This window comes from Actinomycetota bacterium (genome assembly GCA_014360655.1).
Taxonomy (GTDB): domain Bacteria; phylum Actinomycetota; class Geothermincolia; order Geothermincolales; family RBG-13-55-18; genus JACIXC01.
The window spans coordinates 1-17,281 of the sequence record JACIXC010000010.1 but is presented as its reverse complement, the minus strand read 5'-3'; the positions used below and the strand labels follow the sequence as shown (position 1 = coordinate 17,281).

General features: G+C 65.1%; 16 protein-coding genes. 2 read left to right on the top strand and 14 right to left on the bottom strand.

Going from position 1 to position 17,281, the window contains the following annotated elements:
* Positions 1-190 precede the first annotated feature (190 nt).
* The 8 genes from H5T73_08055 to H5T73_08020 form a co-directional block, all read right to left on the bottom strand.
* Positions 191-1,831 carry a CTP synthase gene (locus tag H5T73_08055; protein ID MBC7247718.1) on the bottom strand — a complete coding sequence of 547 codons (1,641 nt, stop codon included), beginning with the start codon at positions 1,829-1,831 and terminating at the stop codon, positions 191-193.
* Between the two features lie 309 nt (positions 1,832-2,140).
* Complete coding sequence (locus H5T73_08050; protein MBC7247717.1) at positions 2,141-2,962, bottom strand: metal ABC transporter permease; 822 nt, start codon at positions 2,960-2,962, stop codon at positions 2,141-2,143.
* A gap of 3 nt (positions 2,963-2,965) precedes the next feature.
* Positions 2,966-3,778, bottom strand: a complete 813-nt coding sequence (locus H5T73_08045) for an ABC transporter ATP-binding protein (protein MBC7247716.1) — start codon at positions 3,776-3,778, stop codon at positions 2,966-2,968.
* Positions 3,779-4,008: 230 nt separating this feature from the next.
* Entirely contained in the window at positions 4,009-5,700 is a 1,692-nt protein-coding gene (recN, locus tag H5T73_08040) for a DNA repair protein RecN (protein MBC7247715.1), read from the bottom strand.
* Positions 5,701-5,724: 24 nt separating this feature from the next.
* A complete protein-coding gene (locus H5T73_08035; GenBank protein MBC7247714.1) occupies positions 5,725-6,585 on the bottom strand; it encodes an NAD(+)/NADH kinase in 861 nt (286 codons plus the stop codon).
* Positions 6,582-7,409 carry a TlyA family RNA methyltransferase gene (locus H5T73_08030; GenBank protein MBC7247713.1) on the bottom strand — a complete coding sequence of 276 codons (828 nt, stop codon included), beginning with the start codon at positions 7,407-7,409 and terminating at the stop codon, positions 6,582-6,584. The genes H5T73_08035 and H5T73_08030 overlap by 4 nt, the downstream gene beginning before the upstream one ends.
* Positions 7,396-9,300 carry a 1-deoxy-D-xylulose-5-phosphate synthase gene (locus H5T73_08025; GenBank protein MBC7247712.1) on the bottom strand — a complete coding sequence of 635 codons (1,905 nt, stop codon included), beginning with the start codon at positions 9,298-9,300 and terminating at the stop codon, positions 7,396-7,398. The genes H5T73_08030 and H5T73_08025 overlap by 14 nt, the downstream gene beginning before the upstream one ends.
* Positions 9,297-9,491: a hypothetical protein gene (locus H5T73_08020; GenBank protein MBC7247711.1), complete on the bottom strand. Its 195-nt coding sequence runs from the start codon at positions 9,489-9,491 to the stop codon at positions 9,297-9,299. The genes H5T73_08025 and H5T73_08020 overlap by 4 nt, the downstream gene beginning before the upstream one ends.
* A gap of 303 nt (positions 9,492-9,794) precedes the next feature.
* On the opposite strand from H5T73_08020, the gene H5T73_08015 reads away from it, so the two are divergent.
* On the top strand, positions 9,795-11,150 hold the full coding sequence (locus H5T73_08015; protein MBC7247710.1) for a M28 family peptidase: 1,356 nt from the start codon (positions 9,795-9,797) through the stop codon (positions 11,148-11,150).
* A 10-nt stretch (positions 11,151-11,160) separates the two neighbouring features.
* On the opposite strand, the gene H5T73_08010 is transcribed toward H5T73_08015, so the two are convergent.
* From H5T73_08010 to H5T73_07985, 6 genes are all read right to left on the bottom strand, one after another.
* Complete coding sequence (locus H5T73_08010) at positions 11,161-11,661, bottom strand: hypothetical protein (GenBank protein MBC7247709.1); 501 nt, start codon at positions 11,659-11,661, stop codon at positions 11,161-11,163.
* Positions 11,662-11,685: 24 nt separating this feature from the next.
* Positions 11,686-12,105 (bottom strand): YjbQ family protein, encoded by a 420-nt coding sequence (locus H5T73_08005; GenBank protein ID MBC7247708.1) that lies wholly within the window; start codon positions 12,103-12,105, stop codon positions 11,686-11,688.
* 21 nt (positions 12,106-12,126) lie between these two features.
* The gene (locus H5T73_08000) at positions 12,127-12,558 is read right to left on the bottom strand and encodes an ACT domain-containing protein (protein MBC7247707.1); all 432 of its coding nucleotides are present in this window, start codon (positions 12,556-12,558) and stop codon (positions 12,127-12,129) included.
* Between the two features lie 12 nt (positions 12,559-12,570).
* Positions 12,571-13,869 (bottom strand): phenylacetate--CoA ligase, encoded by a 1,299-nt coding sequence (locus tag H5T73_07995; protein MBC7247706.1) that lies wholly within the window; start codon positions 13,867-13,869, stop codon positions 12,571-12,573.
* Between the two features lie 150 nt (positions 13,870-14,019).
* Positions 14,020-15,714, bottom strand: a complete 1,695-nt coding sequence (locus H5T73_07990; GenBank protein ID MBC7247705.1) for an ABC transporter permease — start codon at positions 15,712-15,714, stop codon at positions 14,020-14,022.
* The gene (locus H5T73_07985) at positions 15,711-16,658 is read right to left on the bottom strand and encodes an ABC transporter ATP-binding protein (protein MBC7247704.1); all 948 of its coding nucleotides are present in this window, start codon (positions 16,656-16,658) and stop codon (positions 15,711-15,713) included. Before H5T73_07985 ends, H5T73_07990 begins: the two co-directional genes overlap by 4 nt.
* 222 nt (positions 16,659-16,880) lie before the next feature.
* Here H5T73_07985 and H5T73_07980 point away from each other — a divergent pair.
* Positions 16,881-17,281 (top strand): helix-turn-helix domain containing protein (locus tag H5T73_07980; protein ID MBC7247703.1); only part of this gene is annotated, 401 nt, incomplete at its 3' end.

The window sequence follows — 17,281 nt, the reverse complement described above, 5'->3', positions numbered from 1 at the left end:
TCCGACTCGTACCCGGCTCCCTTTTCGCTCCCTTGCCGGGGAGTATGCCATGCCGGTCGCATGCCTCATCACGTACATGTGTAGCACATGCTCAACCCCGGCTTCCATGCTTTTATCCGGCCACTCACGTGCGGGACCCCGCAAGGACGCGAGAACGGCCACGTGGTGTCGACGCCGGCGGGTCTCTCCCTCACCCCACCACGCGCAATCCCGTCGACTCGGACCTGCCCATGCGCCGTCTCAGGGCGGCGCCCACGAAATCGCGGAAGAGGGGGTGGGGACGGTTGGGCCGGGATTTGAACTCGGGGTGGAACTGGCAGGCCATAAACCAGGGGTGATCCCTTCTCTCGACTATCTCCACCAGCCTTCCGTCGGGAGAGAGCCCGGAAAAGACCAGCCCGGCCTCCTGCAGCATGCTCCGGTAATGGTTGTTCACCTCGTAACGGTGCCTGTGCCGCTCGTATATGACCTCCTCCCCGTAACAGCGGTGGGCAAGGGAGCCCTCGAGCAACTTGCACGGATAGAGTCCCAGCCGCATGGTGCCGCCCATCTCGTCCACCTCCCTCTGGCTCGGGAGGAGGTCGATGACCGGGTCCATGGTGGCGGGATCGAACTCCGAGCTGTTGGCCCCCTCCAGCCCGCAGAGGTTGCGGGCGGCCTCTATAACCGCGCACTGCAGCCCCAGGCATATCCCCAGGAAGGGGACGTTGTTCTCCCGCGCGAAGCGTATTGCCTCCACCTTTCCGTCAACTCCCCGCACCCCGAAGCCGCCGGGGACCAGTATCCCGTCCAGCCCCGAGAGAAGCGAGGGAGCGTTCTGCGGCGTGATGTCGTCCGATGCCACCCACACTATGTTCGTCCTCGCGAAATGGGCGAAACCCCCGTGCTTGAGGCTCTCGATGATGGAGAGGTAGGCGTCCGGCAGGTCGACGTATTTCCCCACCACGCCGATGGTCACCTCTTCACGGGCCGATTTTATCCTGTGCACCATCTCCTCCCACTCGGAGAGGTCCTCCGCGTGTCCCTCCAGGCCGAGGTGCCTGGCCACGTAGTCGCCCAGCCCCTCGGCATGCAGCATCAGGGGCACCTCGTATATGCATTCCGCGGTGGGCGCCGAGATCACGCCCTCGATGTCTATGTCGCAGAGGAGGGATATCTTGTCCTTCAGGTCCATGCCGATGGGCTCCTTGGAGCGGCACACGATGACGTCCGGCTGTATGCCGATGGACCTCAGCTCCTTCACGCTGTGCTGGGTGGGCTTGGTCTTCATCTCCCGCGTGGTCTCGAGGTAGGGCACCAGGCTCACGTGCACGTACATCACGTTCTCGGGACCCACGTCCTTCTTGAACTGGCGGATGGCCTCGAGGAAGGGCAGGCTCTCGATGTCGCCCACCGTTCCCCCTATCTCCGTGATCACCACGTCCACCTCGCTGGCGCGCGTCAGGCGCAGGATACGCTCCTTGATCTCGTTGGTGATATGGGGTATGACCTGCACGGTCCCACCCAGGAACTCCCCCTTGCGCTCGCGGGAGATGATGGACCAGTAGACGCTGCCGGTGGTCACGTTGTTCTCGCGCCCAAGGTGCTCGTCCACGAACCTCTCGTAATGGCCCAGGTCAAGGTCGGTCTCCGTCCCGTCGTCGGTCACGAAGACCTCCCCGTGCTGGAAGGGGTTCATGGTGCCGGGGTCCACGTTTATGTAGGGGTCCATCTTCTGCATGGTCACCTTCAGGCCCCGCGCCTTCAACAGCCTCCCCAGGGACGCAGCGGTTATCCCCTTCCCCAGGGAAGAGGATACGCCCCCGGTCACGAAGATATATTTCACCGGCATCTCATAACCTCCCCCTTCGCGCCGCGCCTAAGGAATGATTCTGCAAAAAGAGAAGGAATCCCTACGAAGAGGAGGGATTCCCTTTTCTTTCCAGCAATCCCGTCACTTGCAGCTATGGCCGCTCACCTCCGTTTTCCCTGCCACCGATGTACAAAGTATAGAACACCCGCCCCCGAGCCTCAACCGCCCCAAAGAGATCCGTCGATCGGCTCGACCTGGAAAGCGCCCGGTGAAACGGCACATCATCAAGGGGCCATCCGGCGACTTCCGCGTTTCCTTGCGGGCGCCTTCTGCCGCCGTGGACCACACTCACCCCCTCCCGCCCCGTCTCCGCATGACGGTCCGGACCGCTGCGGCGGAAAAAGCGAGCAGGAAGAGGGCGAAGAGGACGAGCACGATGGCGGAGCCAGAGGCCACGTCATAGTGAAAGGACACGTACAGCCCCAGCAGCACGGCCGCCAGGCCCGTCACGAGGGAAAGCGCCATGACTCCCCGGTAGTTACGCGAGAGCTGCATGCCCGTCGCCGCGGGTATCACCAGCAGTGCGGAGACGAGTATTATGCCCACCAGCTTGATGGAGACCACGATGACCAGCGACAGCATCACCAGGAAACCGTGATCCACCGCAAGGACCGGCAACCCGCTGGCTATGGCCGTTTCCCGGTCGAAGGAGATAAAGAGCAGCTCCTTGAAGAAGATCAGCTCGTACAGGAGGGCCAGCGAGCCGACGGCCGCGATGAGCGCCACGTCGGACCAGTCCAGGGCCAGGATGCTGCCGAAGAGGTAGCTCATGATGTCGAGGTTGTAGGCGTTTGCGACGCGTACCAGCACCACCCCCAGGGCCATGGCGGTCACGAAAAGGATGCCTATCACCGTGTCCTCGTGAAAGCGGCCCTTGTGGGCCAGCCAGCCTATGCCCACGGCGACCAGGGCACAGAACCCTCCCGCCGCGAGCACGGGATCGACGCCCGCCGCAAGCCCCAGGGCGACCCCGCCGAAAGCGGCGTGCGAAATGCCCATGCCCACGAAGGCCAGCCTGCGCACCACCACGAAGAAGGAGAGCAGCGAGCAGGTGACGGCTATGAGTACGCCGCCGACCAGGGCCCTCTGGGCGAACCCGTACCCCCACATGACCTAGGAGTCCCCCTCGCACATTCCCCTTCCTGCCAGGAAATCGAATTCGCAGCGGTATACCTCTTTCAGCCGCTCGCTTCCCAGCACCTCGCGCGGGCTGCCGTGCAGGTGCATGGTGCGGTTTATGCACACCATCTCGTCGGCGAAGCGCGCCAGTATGTTGACGTCGTGGGAGACGAAGACGACCGTCAGGCCCTTCTCCTCCTTCATCCTCATGAGCAGCTCCATGAAATTCTCCTGGGATTCCACGTCCAGTCCCGCCGTGGGCTCGTCCAGGAGGAGGATGCTGGTCTCCAGGCACATCGCCCTCGCCAGGAAGGCCCTCTTCTGCTGGCCGCCGGAGAGCTCTCCGATGGGTTTCCTCTCCAGACCCTCCAGGCCCACCGCCGCTATGCTCTCCCTGACGGCTTCCCTGTCTGCGCGCCGCGGCAAACGGAAGGTGCCGATGCAACAGTTCCTGCCCATCATCACCACGTCGTACACCGACACCGGGAAACGCGGATCGAAGAGCACCTGCTGGGGCATGTACCCGATATGGTGCAGCTCGTGCTTGAGCTCCCCGGGGCTCATGCCCAGCACCCTTATCTCGCCCCTTGCGGGCTTTACCAGACCCAGCAGCGCTTTGACCAGGGTGGTCTTGCCGGCGCCGTTGGGGCCGATGATGCCGAGAAAGGTGCCCTCGCGCAGGGCGAAGGTTATCCCCTCCAGCACGTAATAGCCGTCGCGCCTCACCCACAGGTCATCCACCTGGATGACCAGCCGGGGGGATACGCCTTCCCCGGAGAAAAACTCCTTTACCCTGCACTCCCTCACCTGGGGGCCTCCTCCATCACGAACAGGTCATACCTCGTGAGCCCGCGGTAATCTTGCAAAAGGCATCACAGGCATATTTTTCCATCCAGCCGGGATCGTCCAACCCTCATGACCTTTAGACCCATGTCTTCGTAGCGCCGCGCGTTTCCGGCAGACCGCTCGCGAATCGCTGCCCCCCCGGCATCATGACCGGGCGGCCGCCGCAGCCCGTGGCAGGCTGCCGCCACGGGTCAGGACGCCTTCTCTCGCAGGGAGCTCCCCCGCTCCAGCATGGACAGGGCGTGCTGGCGCGCGGTGCTCTCGTCTCCACCCAGCATGCGCACCAACTCCCGCAACCTTTCCTCGCCCTCCAGTTGCCTGACCTCCGTGACCATCCCCTTGCGCGACTGGCGCTTGCTCACGGAGAGGTGCACATCGGAAACTGCGGCTATCTGGGGCAGGTGCGTTATGGTGAAGACCTGGTGGTAACGGGATATCCTGGAAAGCTTCTCGGCAAGCACGTCGGCGGTCTCTCCTCCTATCCCCGCGTCGATCTCGTCGAAAACCAGGGTGGGAACGGCATCCGCTCTCGCCAGCGCCAGCTTGAGGGCCAGGGTTATGCGGGAGAGCTCGCCCCCCGAGGCTATGCGGGCCACGGGCCGGAAGGGCAGGTCCTTTCCTGGAGATATCTCGAAGGACACCGCGTCCCTTCCAGCCACCGAGAACTCCTCTTCCTCCTCCACGCGTACCCGGAAGCGCACGCCGCCCATGTTCAGTTCGGACAGCTCCCTGTTGGTAACCTTCGCGAGTTCATCGGCGAGGGCGCGGCGTGAGGCGCTCAGGGCACTTGAAGCCTCCTCCAGCTCCCGTCGCAACGCCTCCTCCTCTCTGCGCAGCGCCTCCCTCTTCTCCTCGCTGCCCTCCAGTTCCTCCAATCTTTCCTTGGCCCGTTCCAGGTAGGCCAGGATGTCACCGCTGCGCTCCCCGTACTTCCGCGCCAGGCGCGAGAGCTCGTGCAGGCGCGCCTCCACCTCCTCGAGCCGGGACGGCTCGAAGGCGAGTGCATCGAGGTAGGCATGCAGCTCGTGGGCGATATCCGAGAGGACGCCCTGCGCCTCCCACACGCCTCCCGCCCTCGCGGTCAGTTCCTCGTCCAAGGCGGCGGCCTTCCTCAGCAGGGACTCGGCTTCTCCCAGCAGGTCAAGCGCCCCCTCCCCATCCTCGCCTCCCGCCAGCCTACGGTGGGCGTCGCGGACGGCCACGAACAATTCCTCGCGGTTCTGCATGCGCTTCCTCTCACGCAACAACTCCTCCATCTCGCCTTCCCTGATGCCCGCAGCCTCGATCTCGCGCACCTGGTAGCGCAGGAGGTCGATCTCCCGCAGTCTCTCCGCCTCGTCCATGCCGGCCTGCAGGTAGCCTTCCCTGGCCGCATGCCAGCGTGCGTGAAGGGCGCGGTAGACCCTCAGTCTTTCCTGGTGCCCCGGGGAGCCGTAATCATCGAGGTACTGGAGGTGGGCGGCGCTCCGCAGCAGTCTCTGGTGCTCGTGCTGCCCGTGGATGTCCACCAGGAACTCGCCTATCCTCGCCAGCGTGCCCACGGTGCACATCCTGTCGTTGACGTAACAGCGCCCCTTGCCGTCGCCGCCGAGCACGCGACGCAGGATCAGCTCCTCCCCCTCGCACTCCAGCCCTTCCTCCTCGAGGTACCTGCGCAACCCATCGTTCCCGCGCAGCTCGAAGGCGGCTTCGAGCTCCAGCCTCTCCGCCCCGGGACGGATCATGCCGATGTCCCCCCGCCCGCCGAGAAGGAGTCCGAGCGCCTCCACCAGCACCGTCTTGCCCGCACCGGTCTCGCCGGTGAGAACGTTCAATCCGGGCGAGAACTCGAGGTGCGCCTCCCTGATAAGCGCCAGGTCCCTCACCCGCATCTCCCTCAGCATGCCGACCTCCGCTGGCTCGAGACGTCACTTGCCGCCGTCGGGAAAGTCGAATTTTTCCCGCAACAGACTGTAGAAGGAATAGCCGACGGACTTGATCATGTGCAACCTGCGCTCCGCCCTGCGCACCAGCACCCTGCCCCCATGGGTGAGGTTTATCTCTTCCCTGCCGTCGACGGAGAGGGACGGCATCACCCTCTCGCGATGCACCAGCACCTGTATCTCGCTTTCGGGGGAGATGATCACCGACCGGTCCAGCAGGGAATGGCTGCAGATGGGGGTGAGGATTATGCAGTCGATGTTGGGGTCCACTATGGGCCCCCCTGCCGACAGGGAATAGGCCGTGGAGCCGGTGGGCGTCGCGAAGATCACCCCGTCCCCCGCGTAATAGTGGAAGTAGCGGCCGTTGATATCCACCTCCAGCCGGATCATCCTCTGCAGTTCACGCTTTCCCACCACCACTTCGTTGACGGCGTAATGGGGTTCGCCCCCGGTCTCTTCGGCCAGCCGGCACTCGAGCACCATGCGCTCCTGCTGCAGGTAACGCCCGGCAAGCACCTGCTCCAGCCCCTCGTACATCCCGCCGAGGTCCATGGCGGTGAGAAAGCCCTTCTTGCCCAGGTTGATCCCCAGAACGGGAGCATCGGCCCGGTAAGCCCAGGCCGCTGCGCGCAGCATGGCTCCGTCTCCTCCCAGGGAGATGACAAGGTCAAGGTCCTCGATGAAACGCTCACCGGGCAAAACGCTTCCCTCGCATGCCATCTCTTGCGCGTCCTCCTCGAGCACGCGGGGGAGCCTGCCCTTCTGCAGCAGCCAGCGGCACAGTTCCTCTGCAGCCCTGAGCGTCTCCTGCTTGAGGGCATGGGGCATGACGCCCACGTTTATCATTTCCCCGTTTCTTTTACCCGCAGCCACGCTTCCTCCACCGCTTTCTCGATCAGGCCTTCGTGCTCTCCCGCGCTTCCCGGCTTCCCGCACTCCCCCGCCGCCTTCGACCACCACGCGAAGAACTCGATGTTGCCGTCCGCCCCGCGCAGGGGCGAGGGGAGCAGCCCGCGCAGGTGCAGCCCGAGTTCGCCGGCATCACCGAGCACCCGCCGCAGCACATCCCGGTGCACGCCGGGGTCGCGCACCACGCCTCCCTTTCCCACCCTGCCTCTCTCCGCCTCGAACTGCGGCTTGACCAAGGCTATCATATCACCGCCGTCGTCAAGTATAGCCGCGAGCGCCGACAAGACCTTGCGCAACGAGATGAACGAGAGATCCACCACCACGAGGTCGGGTACGTAAGGAAGGTCTTTGCGGAGCAGGTCCCGGGCGTTACGGCCCTCCATGACCGTCACCCTTGGATCGCGCCTCAGGTCCCAGTGGAGCTGTCCCTTTCCCACGTCCACGCAGACTACCCTGACCACCCCTCTCTCGAGCAGGCAGTGCGTAAATCCCCCGGTGGAGGAGCCCACGTCCATGGCTTGCCTGCCGGCCACCTCCAGCCCGAAAAGCTGCAAGGCCCCGTCCAGCTTGTCGCCGCCGCGCGAGACGAAGCGGGGCCTCTCCTTGACTATCACCCGGTCGCCGGGACGCACCCTCGTCCCGGCCTTCAGGGGCCCGCCCCTTCCCTCTATCGCCACCTCCCCCGCCAGGACGGCCAGGCGTGCCCTCTCGCGCGACGGAAAATACCCCTCCTCCACCAGCCACTGATCAAGGCGAACCATGGTCGTTTTCGGGTGCGATCACGAGAGCGCCGTAAACGGTCTCGGCAACCGACCGCGCATCTATCCCCAGGCACCGGAAAAGCTCGGACACCTTTCCGTGCTCGACGAAACGGTCGGGAAGCCCGAAACGCATGAGCCGGCAGGATGCTCGGGCCTCCTCGAGCAGGGCGGCCACCGCCTCGCCGAAGCCGCCGCAGAGGGAGTTCTCCTCCAGCGTCACCAGCAGATCGAACCTGCCGGCACGCTCCCTCACCGCCTCCGCGTCAAGGGGCTTCACGAACCGCGCGTTGAAGACCTCCGCCTCCACCCCCTTCGCGGCCAGGAGCTCTGCCGCCTCGCATGCCACGTCCACCATCCTCCCCACCGCTAAAAAGCACACTTCACCGTCGCCCTCGCGCGCCACCACGCCCCTGCCTCTCTCCAGGGGGCGGGGTTGCGGGTCGACCCTTTCCGAACGGCCTTCCCCGCGAGGATAGCGCACCGCCACCGGTCCTTCCATCTCCAGCGCCGCCCACAGCATATCCCGCAACTCCTCCTGGTCCCTGGGGGCCATGACGGTCATGTTGGGCAGCACTCTCAGGTAGGAGAGGTCGAATGCTCCGTGGTGGGTTGGGCCGTCCTCACCCACCAGGCCCGCCCTGTCAACGGCGAAGATGACCGGGAGGTTCTGCAGGCAGACCTCCTGCACCAGCTGGTCGAAGGCCCTCTGCAGGAAAGTGGAGTAGATGGACACCACGGGGCGGTAACCGTCCAGCGCCAGGCCGGCCGCCATCGTCACCGCGTGCTGCTCGGCGATGCCCACGTCGAAGAAGCGGCTGGGGAAGAGAACGGCGAAGTCGTCGAGTCCCGTGCCAAGCTTCATGGCGGCGGTGATGGCCACCAGGCGCGGTTCCGCCCGGGCCATGTCGCACATCACCCGCCCGAAGACGGAGGTGTAGGAGGGGCGTTGCGGCTCCGAGAGGACCTTCCCCGTCGCGACGTCGAAGGGTCCTATCCCGTGAAAGAGGTCGGGCTCCCTCTCCGCAGGCGCATATCCCTTTCCCTTGCGGGTTATCACGTGGATGAGCACGGGCCCCTCCGTCTCCCTGGCCAACGCCAGGTCCCTCTCCAGCGACCTGATGTCGTGCCCGTTGACGACCCCCACGTAACGGATCCCCAGCTCCTCGAAGATATACTCCGGGATGAGGAAGTTCTTCACCCTTTCCTTGAAGGAGTGTATGAGGCGGTCGGTGGGCTCTCCCACCACCGGCACGCTGTCGATGAGTTCCTTTATCTCCCCCTTGACGCGGATGTAATGGGGGTTCAGCCGCAGCTGCGAGAGGTAGGTGGACATGGCGCCCACGTTGCGCGAGATGGACATCCCGTTGTCGTTGAGCACGATGATGAGATCCTTTTTCAGGGAACCCACCTGGTTCAGCGCCTCGAACGCCACTCCGCCGGTCAGGGAGCCATCCCCGATCACCGCCACCACGTGGTGATCCTCCCCGCGCATGTCCCTGGCCACGGCCATCGCGAGCGCGTAACTGACGGCGGTGCTGGAATGGCCGGCGTTCGTCATGTCGTGAGGGCTCTCGTCGCGCCTCGTGAAGCCGCTGCAACCTCCCCGGCAGCGCAATCGCGCGAAGCTCTCGCGGCGCCCGGTGACCAGCTTATGCGCGTAGCTCTGGTGCCCCACATCCCAGATGATGCGGTCGCGCGGGCTCTCGAAAACGCGGTGGAGGGCCAGGGTCAGTTCCACCACCCCGAGGCTCGAGGCGAGGTGACCGCCGCACCTCGCGGTGGTCTCAACTATCACCCGCCGTATCTCCTCCGCCAGCAGATCGAGTTCCTCGTAACTCAGGGCGCGCAGGTCTTCCGGTCCCCTTATGGAATCCAGCAACGAGGTCTTCATCGATGCTCTCTCTCCTCCCCCGCGCCGCCTTCCCGCATGCCTTCCTCCATCTCCCTTCCCACTTTCTCGACCTCCTCCACGACCGTCTCCAGGGAGGAGAGGGTCGCCTCGTCATCTTCCTCACAGGCGAGCTCCCGAGCCTTCTCCTCCATCCTTTCCACGCGAGCGACGAAATCACGCTCCTCTTCCATCGCCTTACCTCCCCTCGGGGTTATGATCGGCCGCCGGGATGAACGTCTTCAACCGGCACCGCCCGACGACGGGCCCCACCGGCCGCACGCAACCGCCGCTAACACGTATCATACAGCCGTACCCGGGGACACGCGAATTACGATGGGGAAGCCTTCGCGCAATGTTCCCCAACGTGCAGGTAGGGGGTCCCGGCGCATAGAAATATTGTATGATGTTTACGGCTCGTACCCGTAGGTGCATTGCCGTCCCGTTTCGGTACCGACCCTCACAGGTCCGTTGTCCGCGGCAAAAGGTTTACGAGAGTGGACGATAGCGAGAGCATCCTGCAGCATACGATAACCTCGCCCGGCACCGACGCCATGAGGCGCGTGGAGAAGGGCATCATCGGGTCGGTTCGCCACCTTTCCAGGGACATAGGCGCCCGCACGGCGGGAAGCAAGGGCGAGAGAAGGGCCGCCCGTTTCGTGGAGAGGGAGCTCGAGGGGATGGGGTTAGCGGTGGAAACCCAGCGTTTTCGAGCCCCCGCGACCACCGCCTGGAGTGAGGCGCTCTCCCATCTCGTGACCGTTGCCGGGGTCCTGCTCTTCCCCGTCAACACGGTCCTTTCGTACGCCCTTGTCTTCCTCGGCTTCCTCTTCTTTCTGCTCGAGGGCTTCGGCCGCAGCCCCCTCGCCTGGGCTTCTCCCCGCATACAATCGGAAAACGTCATCGCCAGGATCTCCCCGGCCCGCGAGGCGGAGACGAAGCTGGTCCTCGTCGCGCACCTGGACAGCCCGCGCTCTGCCTTTTACCACCGCCCCGGACTGGCGGCCATGCTTCGCTTTCTCTACCTCGTCGACGCCACCTGCCAGGCAGCCCTGTTCATGCTCTTCACGGTGGCCTTCGGCGGCTGGCTTCTCAGCATGGAGCGCGGCCGCCTCGACTTCCTCTGGTACACCGGGCTGATGGTAGCGGTGCCACCTTTCCTAGCCATGCTGGCCCTTTTCAGCAAGGCGATCGCCGGTCGGGACACCCCGGGGGGCAACCTCAACGCCTCCGGGGTGGCCGTGCTCCTGGAACTCGCCCGCATCTGTTCCCGGCACCCGCTCTACAAGGCCGAGCTCTGGTTCGCCTTCACCGGCGCGTCAGAGGTCGCGGCCCTCGGCGTGCGGAAGCTGGTCCGCCGCTATCGCAGCCGGCTCCGCAACGCGTACTTCATCGTGCTCGAGGGAGTGGGACGCGGTTTTCCCGCATGCTGCCGCAGGGAGGGCCGCCTCATCCCCTTCCGTGCCAACCGCAGGCTGCTCGCTCTCGCCAAACGCACCTCCCAAAACTACATCCACCATGGCAACGGCCTGGTGGCAAACAACCTCTACCTGGGCGAGGGTTACCATCTCATCTCGCGCGGGCACAGGGCCGTTACCCTGTGCAGCCGCGAGGACTCTCCCCTTCCCCGTTACTGGCACTGGGTGAAGGACGATCACCTCAACGTCGATTCCCGCAGTCTCCGCACCAGCCTCGATTTCCTGAGGGCCATGGTCGACGCCGTGGATCACGGGGATTTCACGAGGCGCAAAGGCATGGCACGCCGGGACAAGCGCCGGAGTCCGGCCCGTGCCGCGACCCGGGGTCCCGAAGCCAGCCGCGAGGACGGGGGCGATGACGGGGTTATGGGTTGAAGGCACGCCCTCAGCGACGGCGCATCCTTCCCCTCCCATGCGCCACACCCGCTCCCGCGTAAGCGGCGGCCAAAAAGACCAGGAGCAGCACGGCGGCGGAAAGCGCCCCCACCCATGTCCCGTTTCCCACGGCAAGGCCCGACAGGTAGCCGGTGTCGACTTCTCCCGCGGCGAGAAAAAGGGCGTTGAGGATAAGGTTCACCGCGGCAAAGCAGACAAAAGACTCGATACCGCGAGAGAAGGGCCGGCGCACGCCGCCCCGGCTCCACAGGAAGGGAGGCACGGCGCACAGCAACAGGTAGGCCATGAGGGCCAGGGTCAGGAGAAGAAGGTCCCTCGCGCCGACCAGTTGCCGTTCCAGCGCCTCCCGCGCGAAAGGATGCAGCAGGTAGCGGAAAAGGAGGTGCAGCAATGCGTAGTGAAGTAGAACGAGCGCCGGGGCGGGCAACCTTGCGAGTCGTCCCGCGCCGGAAACTTTGCCGCCTCTTCCCCGCGACGGCTTAGCTCCCATGCCCGTCCGCCACCGCCTGTCCTTTCATTCCCCCATTATCTGCACGATGAGCACCCGCCTGCGCGGGCGGTTGTCGAAATCCACGAACGCGATCTGCTGCCACGTACCCAGGGCCAGGCGCCCGTCGCGGAAGGGAACGCTCAGGGTGGGCCCCACCAGCGACGCGCGCACGTGGCTGTACCCGTTCCCGTCCCCCCACGTCCTGTCGTGGTGGTAGGGCCAGTCGCGCGGCACCAGGCGGTCGAAGGCCTCCTTGAGGTCGCGCACCAGGCCGGGCTCGTACTCGAGCGTGATGACCCCTCCGGTGGAGCCGGGGACGAACACGGTGAGGATGCCCTCCCTGATCATGGAATCGTCCAGTTTCTCCTGGACCTGCCCGGTGATGTCGATGATCTCGCAGTCACCCGGCGTGGAGAACTCCAGGCTGCTGGTGTGAATGGCCATCTTCGCCTCCCTTGCGTGATCTCAGATGAGGTAAACTTCCTCCTCGCGCATGACGGTGAAACCGCTCCCCTGCAGCGCCCTTATGGCCTGCTCGATCTGCTCCACGCGGAAGACCACGATGGCGCTCTCCCCGCTCTTCTCCACGAAGCAGTAGAGGTACTCTATGTTCACGTTGGCGTCGTAGAGGGGCGCCAGCACCGCGGCCAGGCCCCCCGGGCGGTCCGGGACCTCCACCGCTATGACCTCCGTCTCGCTCACCGTGAAGGCGTTCTCCGTCATCACCCTCACGGCCGTGTCCGGGTCGTTCACGATGAGCCGCAGCACCCCGTAATCGGCGGTCTCGGCGATGGCCAGGGCCCTTATGTTCACCCCGGCCTCCGCCAGGCACCTGCAAGCCTCGTACAGCCGTCCCGACTTGTTCTCCAGGAAAACGGAAACCTGCCTGACCTTCACCCCGCGACCTCCTTATATCTTTCTCCTGTCGATGACCCTCACCGCCTTGCCCTCGCTCCTCTGGATGGAGCGCGGTTCCATGAGGCGCACCTTGACGCTCACTCCGAGGTAGCTCTGCACCTCGTCACCTATCCTCCTCTCCAGCTCCTCCAGCCTCTTTATCTCGTCCGAAAAGACCTCCGGCGTCACCTCCACCTGCACCTCCAGCACGTCCAGGCTCTCCACCCTGTCCACCACCAGCTGGTAGTGGGGAGCGATGCCGGGTATCTGCATGAGCACCGCCTCCACCTGGGAGGGGAAGACGTTGACCCCCCTGATGATGAGCATGTCGTCCGTGCGCCCCATTATCCTGCGCATGCGCACGTGGGTGCGGCCGCACGGGCAGGGCGATACGTCAAGGGCGGAGATGTCCCTCGTGCGGTAGCGGAGCAGCGCCAGACCCTCCTTGTTAATGTTGGTGAAAACGAGCTCTCCCGTCTCTCCCGGCGGCAGGACCTCGCCGCTCTCGGGGTTGATTATCTCGGGGATGAAGCAATCCTCGAAGACGTGCAGTCCCTTCTTCTCGCCGCACTCGATGGAGACCCCCGGGCCAACCACCTCGGAAAGGCCGTATATGTCGTGGGCGGATATCCGCAGCTCCTGCTCGATCTGCGTGCGCATCTCGTCCGACCACGGCTCCGCTCCCAGGATGCCCGCCTTTAGCTTGACCTGGTCCCTGCTCACGCCCATCTCCCGCATGACCTCCGCTATGTTGAGAGCGTAGGAGGGGGTGCAGCAGAGGATGGTGCTGCCGAAATCTACCATGAGACGTATCTGCCTCTTGGTGTTGCCCCCGGACATGGGCAGGGCGGTGGCCCCCAGCATCTCGGCGCCGTAATGCAGCCCCAGGCCCCCGGTGAAGAGCCCGTACCCGTATGCCACGTGGACGATGTCGTCGGGGGTGCCTCCCGCGGCCACGATGGTGCGCGCGACCAGGTCCGCCCAGGTCCTGATGTCGCCGGCCGTGTAGCCAACCACCGTGGGTTTCCCGGTGGTTCCCGAGGAGGCGTGTATCCTAACGATATCGCGCATGGGAACGGCGAAGAGCCCGAAGGGGTAGTTGTCGCGCAGGTCGTCCTTGGTGGTGAAGGGCAGCCGGCGCAGGTCGTCCAGACTCCCCATGTCCCCCGGCCTGTATCCCACCTCATCCAGTTTCTTCCTGTAGAAGGGGACCTTGCGGTAGAGGCGGTCGACGGTTGCCCGCAGGCGTTCCAGCTGCAACGCCTCGAGCTCCTCGCGTTCCATGCGCTCCACGGGATTGAAGTACTCCATCTTTCACCCCTTTTTCTCACGCCCGCAACTCAGGGCTATTTTAACAGACAACTTGCGGCGCCAGGAACGTTACCCGTCCCCGGGCCCGGCGCCTGGTATAACCTGGGAATAACGTCACTTCTCCCGGCCGTCATCGCGGCTCCAGCCCCCTCACCGCGACCTCCTCCTTACCAGCGCGGACCCCAGACCCAGCAGGAAAACCCCGAACCCCAGGAGCACCGCGAGCTTCCAGGCCACCTCCGCCAGGCTCTCCCCCCGCAACATGACTCCGGAGAGGGCGTCCAGGGCATAGGTCAGGGGAATGGCGCGGGCCAGGGTCTGCATGTAACCGGGCATCTGCGAGAGGGGGAAGATGGCCCCCGTCATGAAGATCAGGGGGAAGGCGACCAGGACGCTGAGTATCACCGCGCCCGCCACCTGCCGCGCGAACGCGGCCAGCACCAGCCCGATGCCTATGCAGGAGAGGGAAGCGAGGGCGGCGGTCAAAAGCGCCAGGGGCAGGCTCGAGGCGTAAGCGCCGAAAACGGCCACCGCCAAAAGGAGCATCACCACCGACTGCAGGAAGACCACGGCCCCCGCCAGGAGCAGCTTGGAGCCCACCAGTGCGAAGGGCCCCATTGGGGTGAGGCTCAGGCGCACGCGCATGCCCTCCTCGTCCTCGAGGACCATGAGGATGGCGCCGCAGAGGACCCCCGTCCAGAGCATGGAGAGGACCACCAGGGAGGGGATGACGGCGTCCTTGGCCGCCAGCGTCCTTCCTGCCACCGACGACACCTCCAGCTCGACGGGGAGGGCGGTGCCCCTCAGGTAAGCCGCCGCGTCCTCGATGTCGGCGACCACCGTGTCCGCGAGCTCGATGCCCTTGTCCAGCAGGGCCACCAGGTCGGGCCGCCCGGCAACGGCCTCCCGTATGCTCCTCAGGTTGTCGCCGATCTCCTGCAGGCCGACCACCTGGGTCCCGAAGAAATCGCCGCCCGTGACCAGCACGTACAGCCCGGCCACAACCGACCGCATCTTCTCCTCGACCACCCTCTCGCTCACCCGTGAGAGGAAGCCACGGATACCCGTCTCCGCGAACTCCGCCTTCACCATGTTCGACTGGTCGATGACCACCCTCACCCCGGCCACCTCCTCCAGGGTCTTCAGGCGATGCACGAAACCCGGGGAGATCACCAGGACCGCGTCAAGCCTCCCCGTCCGCAGGTCGGCGAGGGCCTGCTCCTCGCCGTCGTAAGTGGTGATGTCCATGACGTCACGCGAGTAATCGCCCACGAGCGAGGCGGCGTCGCGGCTCACCCCCTCCAGCCAGATGGTCTCCGCCAGGTAGGGATAGGCCCCGGCCGGAAACCCCAGGGCGGCATCCCCCGCTCCCTCGCGCAGGCGCTCCATTGCTTCTTTCGCCGTGGCCGCGTAGAAAGTGCCGCGCCAGCCGGCCTCCACATCGAGGATGAACGCCTGCAGGTCGTCTTTCGCCATCATGCCGCCGTACCATTCCTCGCCGCCCCCTTCCTCGACCACGGCCAGCAGCGCGTTCACTCCGCCCCCCGCCAAGGCCGCCTGCGCCTCTTCCCGCGAAGCGTAGGTGGCGAAGCGCTCCGCCCGCCGCTGCAGCGCCCTGCGCCACCCCGCCGCGCCGCCGGATACGCCACTTATCCACAGGTCCTGCCCCGCTCGCTCCCCGTCCAGGTTCACCAGGCCCACGGGGACCGGGCGGCCCGTTTCCTGGAAGACGGCGCCCACCACGCATATGATGAGGAAGGGGTAGAGGATGAGCACCCCCAGGAGGATGCGGTTGCGGACAACCGTCCTCAAGTCCTTGGCGATGAGAGACCTCCACCCCCTCAACCTTCCACCTCCCGCATGAAGCGCAGGAAGGCGTCCTCGAGGGTCACCTCGCGATAGTGGAGGTCCCGCAACCCCACCGCGAGGCGGGAGATAACGGCCGGCAGTTTCGCGGCGAGGTCAACGCCTGTCAACACGTAGATCTCGCCCTCCTTTTTCCAGTTAATACCAAGCGACGAGCACACCTCCGCGAGCTCACCGCGCCGCTCCTCGCTCAGACGCAGCTCCACGCGGTCCGCGCCCAGGAGGCTCTTTATCTCCTGAGGGGTGCCCTGCTCCCGTATCTCGCCCCTCACCAGGATGGCCAGGCGGGTGCAGAGGTGGTCCGCTTCTTCCATGTTGTGAGTGGTCATGAGGACCGTTCTCCCCTCTTCCCGCAAGCGCAGGATGAGTTCCCACACCGCGCTGCGCGCCTCGGGATCCAGGCCCGAGGTGGGCTCGTCCAGGAAGATGATCTCGGGGCCGTGCACCATGCCCATGGCCAGGCTCAACCGCTGCTGCATGCCCCGGGAGAAGAAACGCACCTGGCGCGCGGCGTGCTCGCGTAGTCCGGACCAGGCGAGAAGCTCTTCCACGCGCGCGGCGACCCGTTCCTTCGGCAGGCCGTACAGCCTGGCCAGCAGGGCGAGGTTCTCCCGCGCCGTCAGCCGTCCGTAGAATGAGGCCTCCTGCGGCACCAGCCCGATGCGCATGCGGAAGCCCCCCCGCGCCGGGTCGACCGCCTTCCCGTCGCAGTAGACCTCCCCGCGGCTGGGCGGGATCTGGCCCGTGAGCACCCGCACGAGGGTGGTCTTGCCCGCGCCGTTGGGACCGATCACACCCAGGGTCTCCCCCTTCGCGAGGGAAAGGTCGACCCCCTTCAGGGCCCACATGCCGCGGAACTCCCTGCCCAGGTCCCGTGCCTGGATGACCGCCACCTCGTCCCACGTCGCCTCGCTCGCAGCCATGACTCACCCGTTCGCCTCAGGACGCAAACACCGCCACAGGAAAGCCTTTGCGCCAAATATACAACAGTCGGCCTCGCGCTGCAGTCACCCTTACCCGGGTGATCTTCCCGCATCGCAGCGGCCTTTATCCTATTTTTTCACAAGTGCCCGGGTTCAGAAACATGGTGGACACCCCCTATACTTGCTTTGTGTAAAAAAGAAGCAGAGCAAGGAGGTGTCCAAATGAAGGGTTCAGTTGGAACCACTACTAGTATCTACCACACCAGGCTTCCCCATCAATGGGAGTTGGAGAGAATGATGGGCGAGGTCCTCTCCAGGGAGGCCAGAAGGAGGCTGCGCTGGATAGAGCACTTTCGCAGCTGCGGAAATGCCAGGATGACCTGCCGCCACTTCGCCATCTCCCCCACCACCTTCTACAAGTGGCTGAAGAGGTACCTGAAACGGGGGCTCAGGGGACTGGAGGACCTCCCCCGCACCCCGAAAAGGAAAAGGGTCTCGGAGATCCCCTGGCAGACGATCCAGCTCATCTGCGACTTAAGGAGAGAGCACCCCGCCTGGTCCAAGCACAAGATAGCGGTGATCCTCAAGAGGGACTACGGCATCCGCCTTTCTTCCTCCAGCGT

Bases quoted from the DNA above. Each gene is read 5' to 3' on its own strand.
- H5T73_07995 (MBC7247706.1), bottom strand. From the start codon at position 13,869: ATGGAGTACTTCAATCCCGTGGAGCGCATGGAACGCGAGGAGCTCGAG.
- H5T73_08050 (MBC7247717.1), bottom strand. From the start codon at position 2,962: ATGTGGGGGTACGGGTTCGCCCAGAGGGCCCTGGTCGGCGGCGTACTC.
- H5T73_08020 (MBC7247711.1), bottom strand. From the start codon at position 9,491: ATGGAAGAGGAGCGTGATTTCGTCGCTCGCGTGGAAAGGATGGAGGAG.
- H5T73_08010 (MBC7247709.1), bottom strand. From the start codon at position 11,661: ATGGGAGCTAAGCCGTCGCGGGGAAGAGGCGGCAAAGTTTCCGGCGCG.
- H5T73_08035 (MBC7247714.1), bottom strand. From the start codon at position 6,585: ATGATAAACGTGGGCGTCATGCCCCATGCCCTCAAGCAGGAGACGCTC.
- H5T73_08025 (MBC7247712.1), bottom strand. From the start codon at position 9,300: ATGAAGACCTCGTTGCTGGATTCCATAAGGGGACCGGAAGACCTGCGC.
- H5T73_07985 (MBC7247704.1), bottom strand. From the start codon at position 16,658: ATGGCTGCGAGCGAGGCGACGTGGGACGAGGTGGCGGTCATCCAGGCA.
- recN (MBC7247715.1), bottom strand. From the start codon at position 5,700: ATGCTGAGGGAGATGCGGGTGAGGGACCTGGCGCTTATCAGGGAGGCG.
- H5T73_08030 (MBC7247713.1), bottom strand. From the start codon at position 7,409: ATGGTTCGCCTTGATCAGTGGCTGGTGGAGGAGGGGTATTTTCCGTCG.
- H5T73_08005 (MBC7247708.1), bottom strand. From the start codon at position 12,105: ATGGCCATTCACACCAGCAGCCTGGAGTTCTCCACGCCGGGTGACTGC.
- H5T73_08055 (MBC7247718.1), bottom strand. From the start codon at position 1,831: ATGCCGGTGAAATATATCTTCGTGACCGGGGGCGTATCCTCTTCCCTG.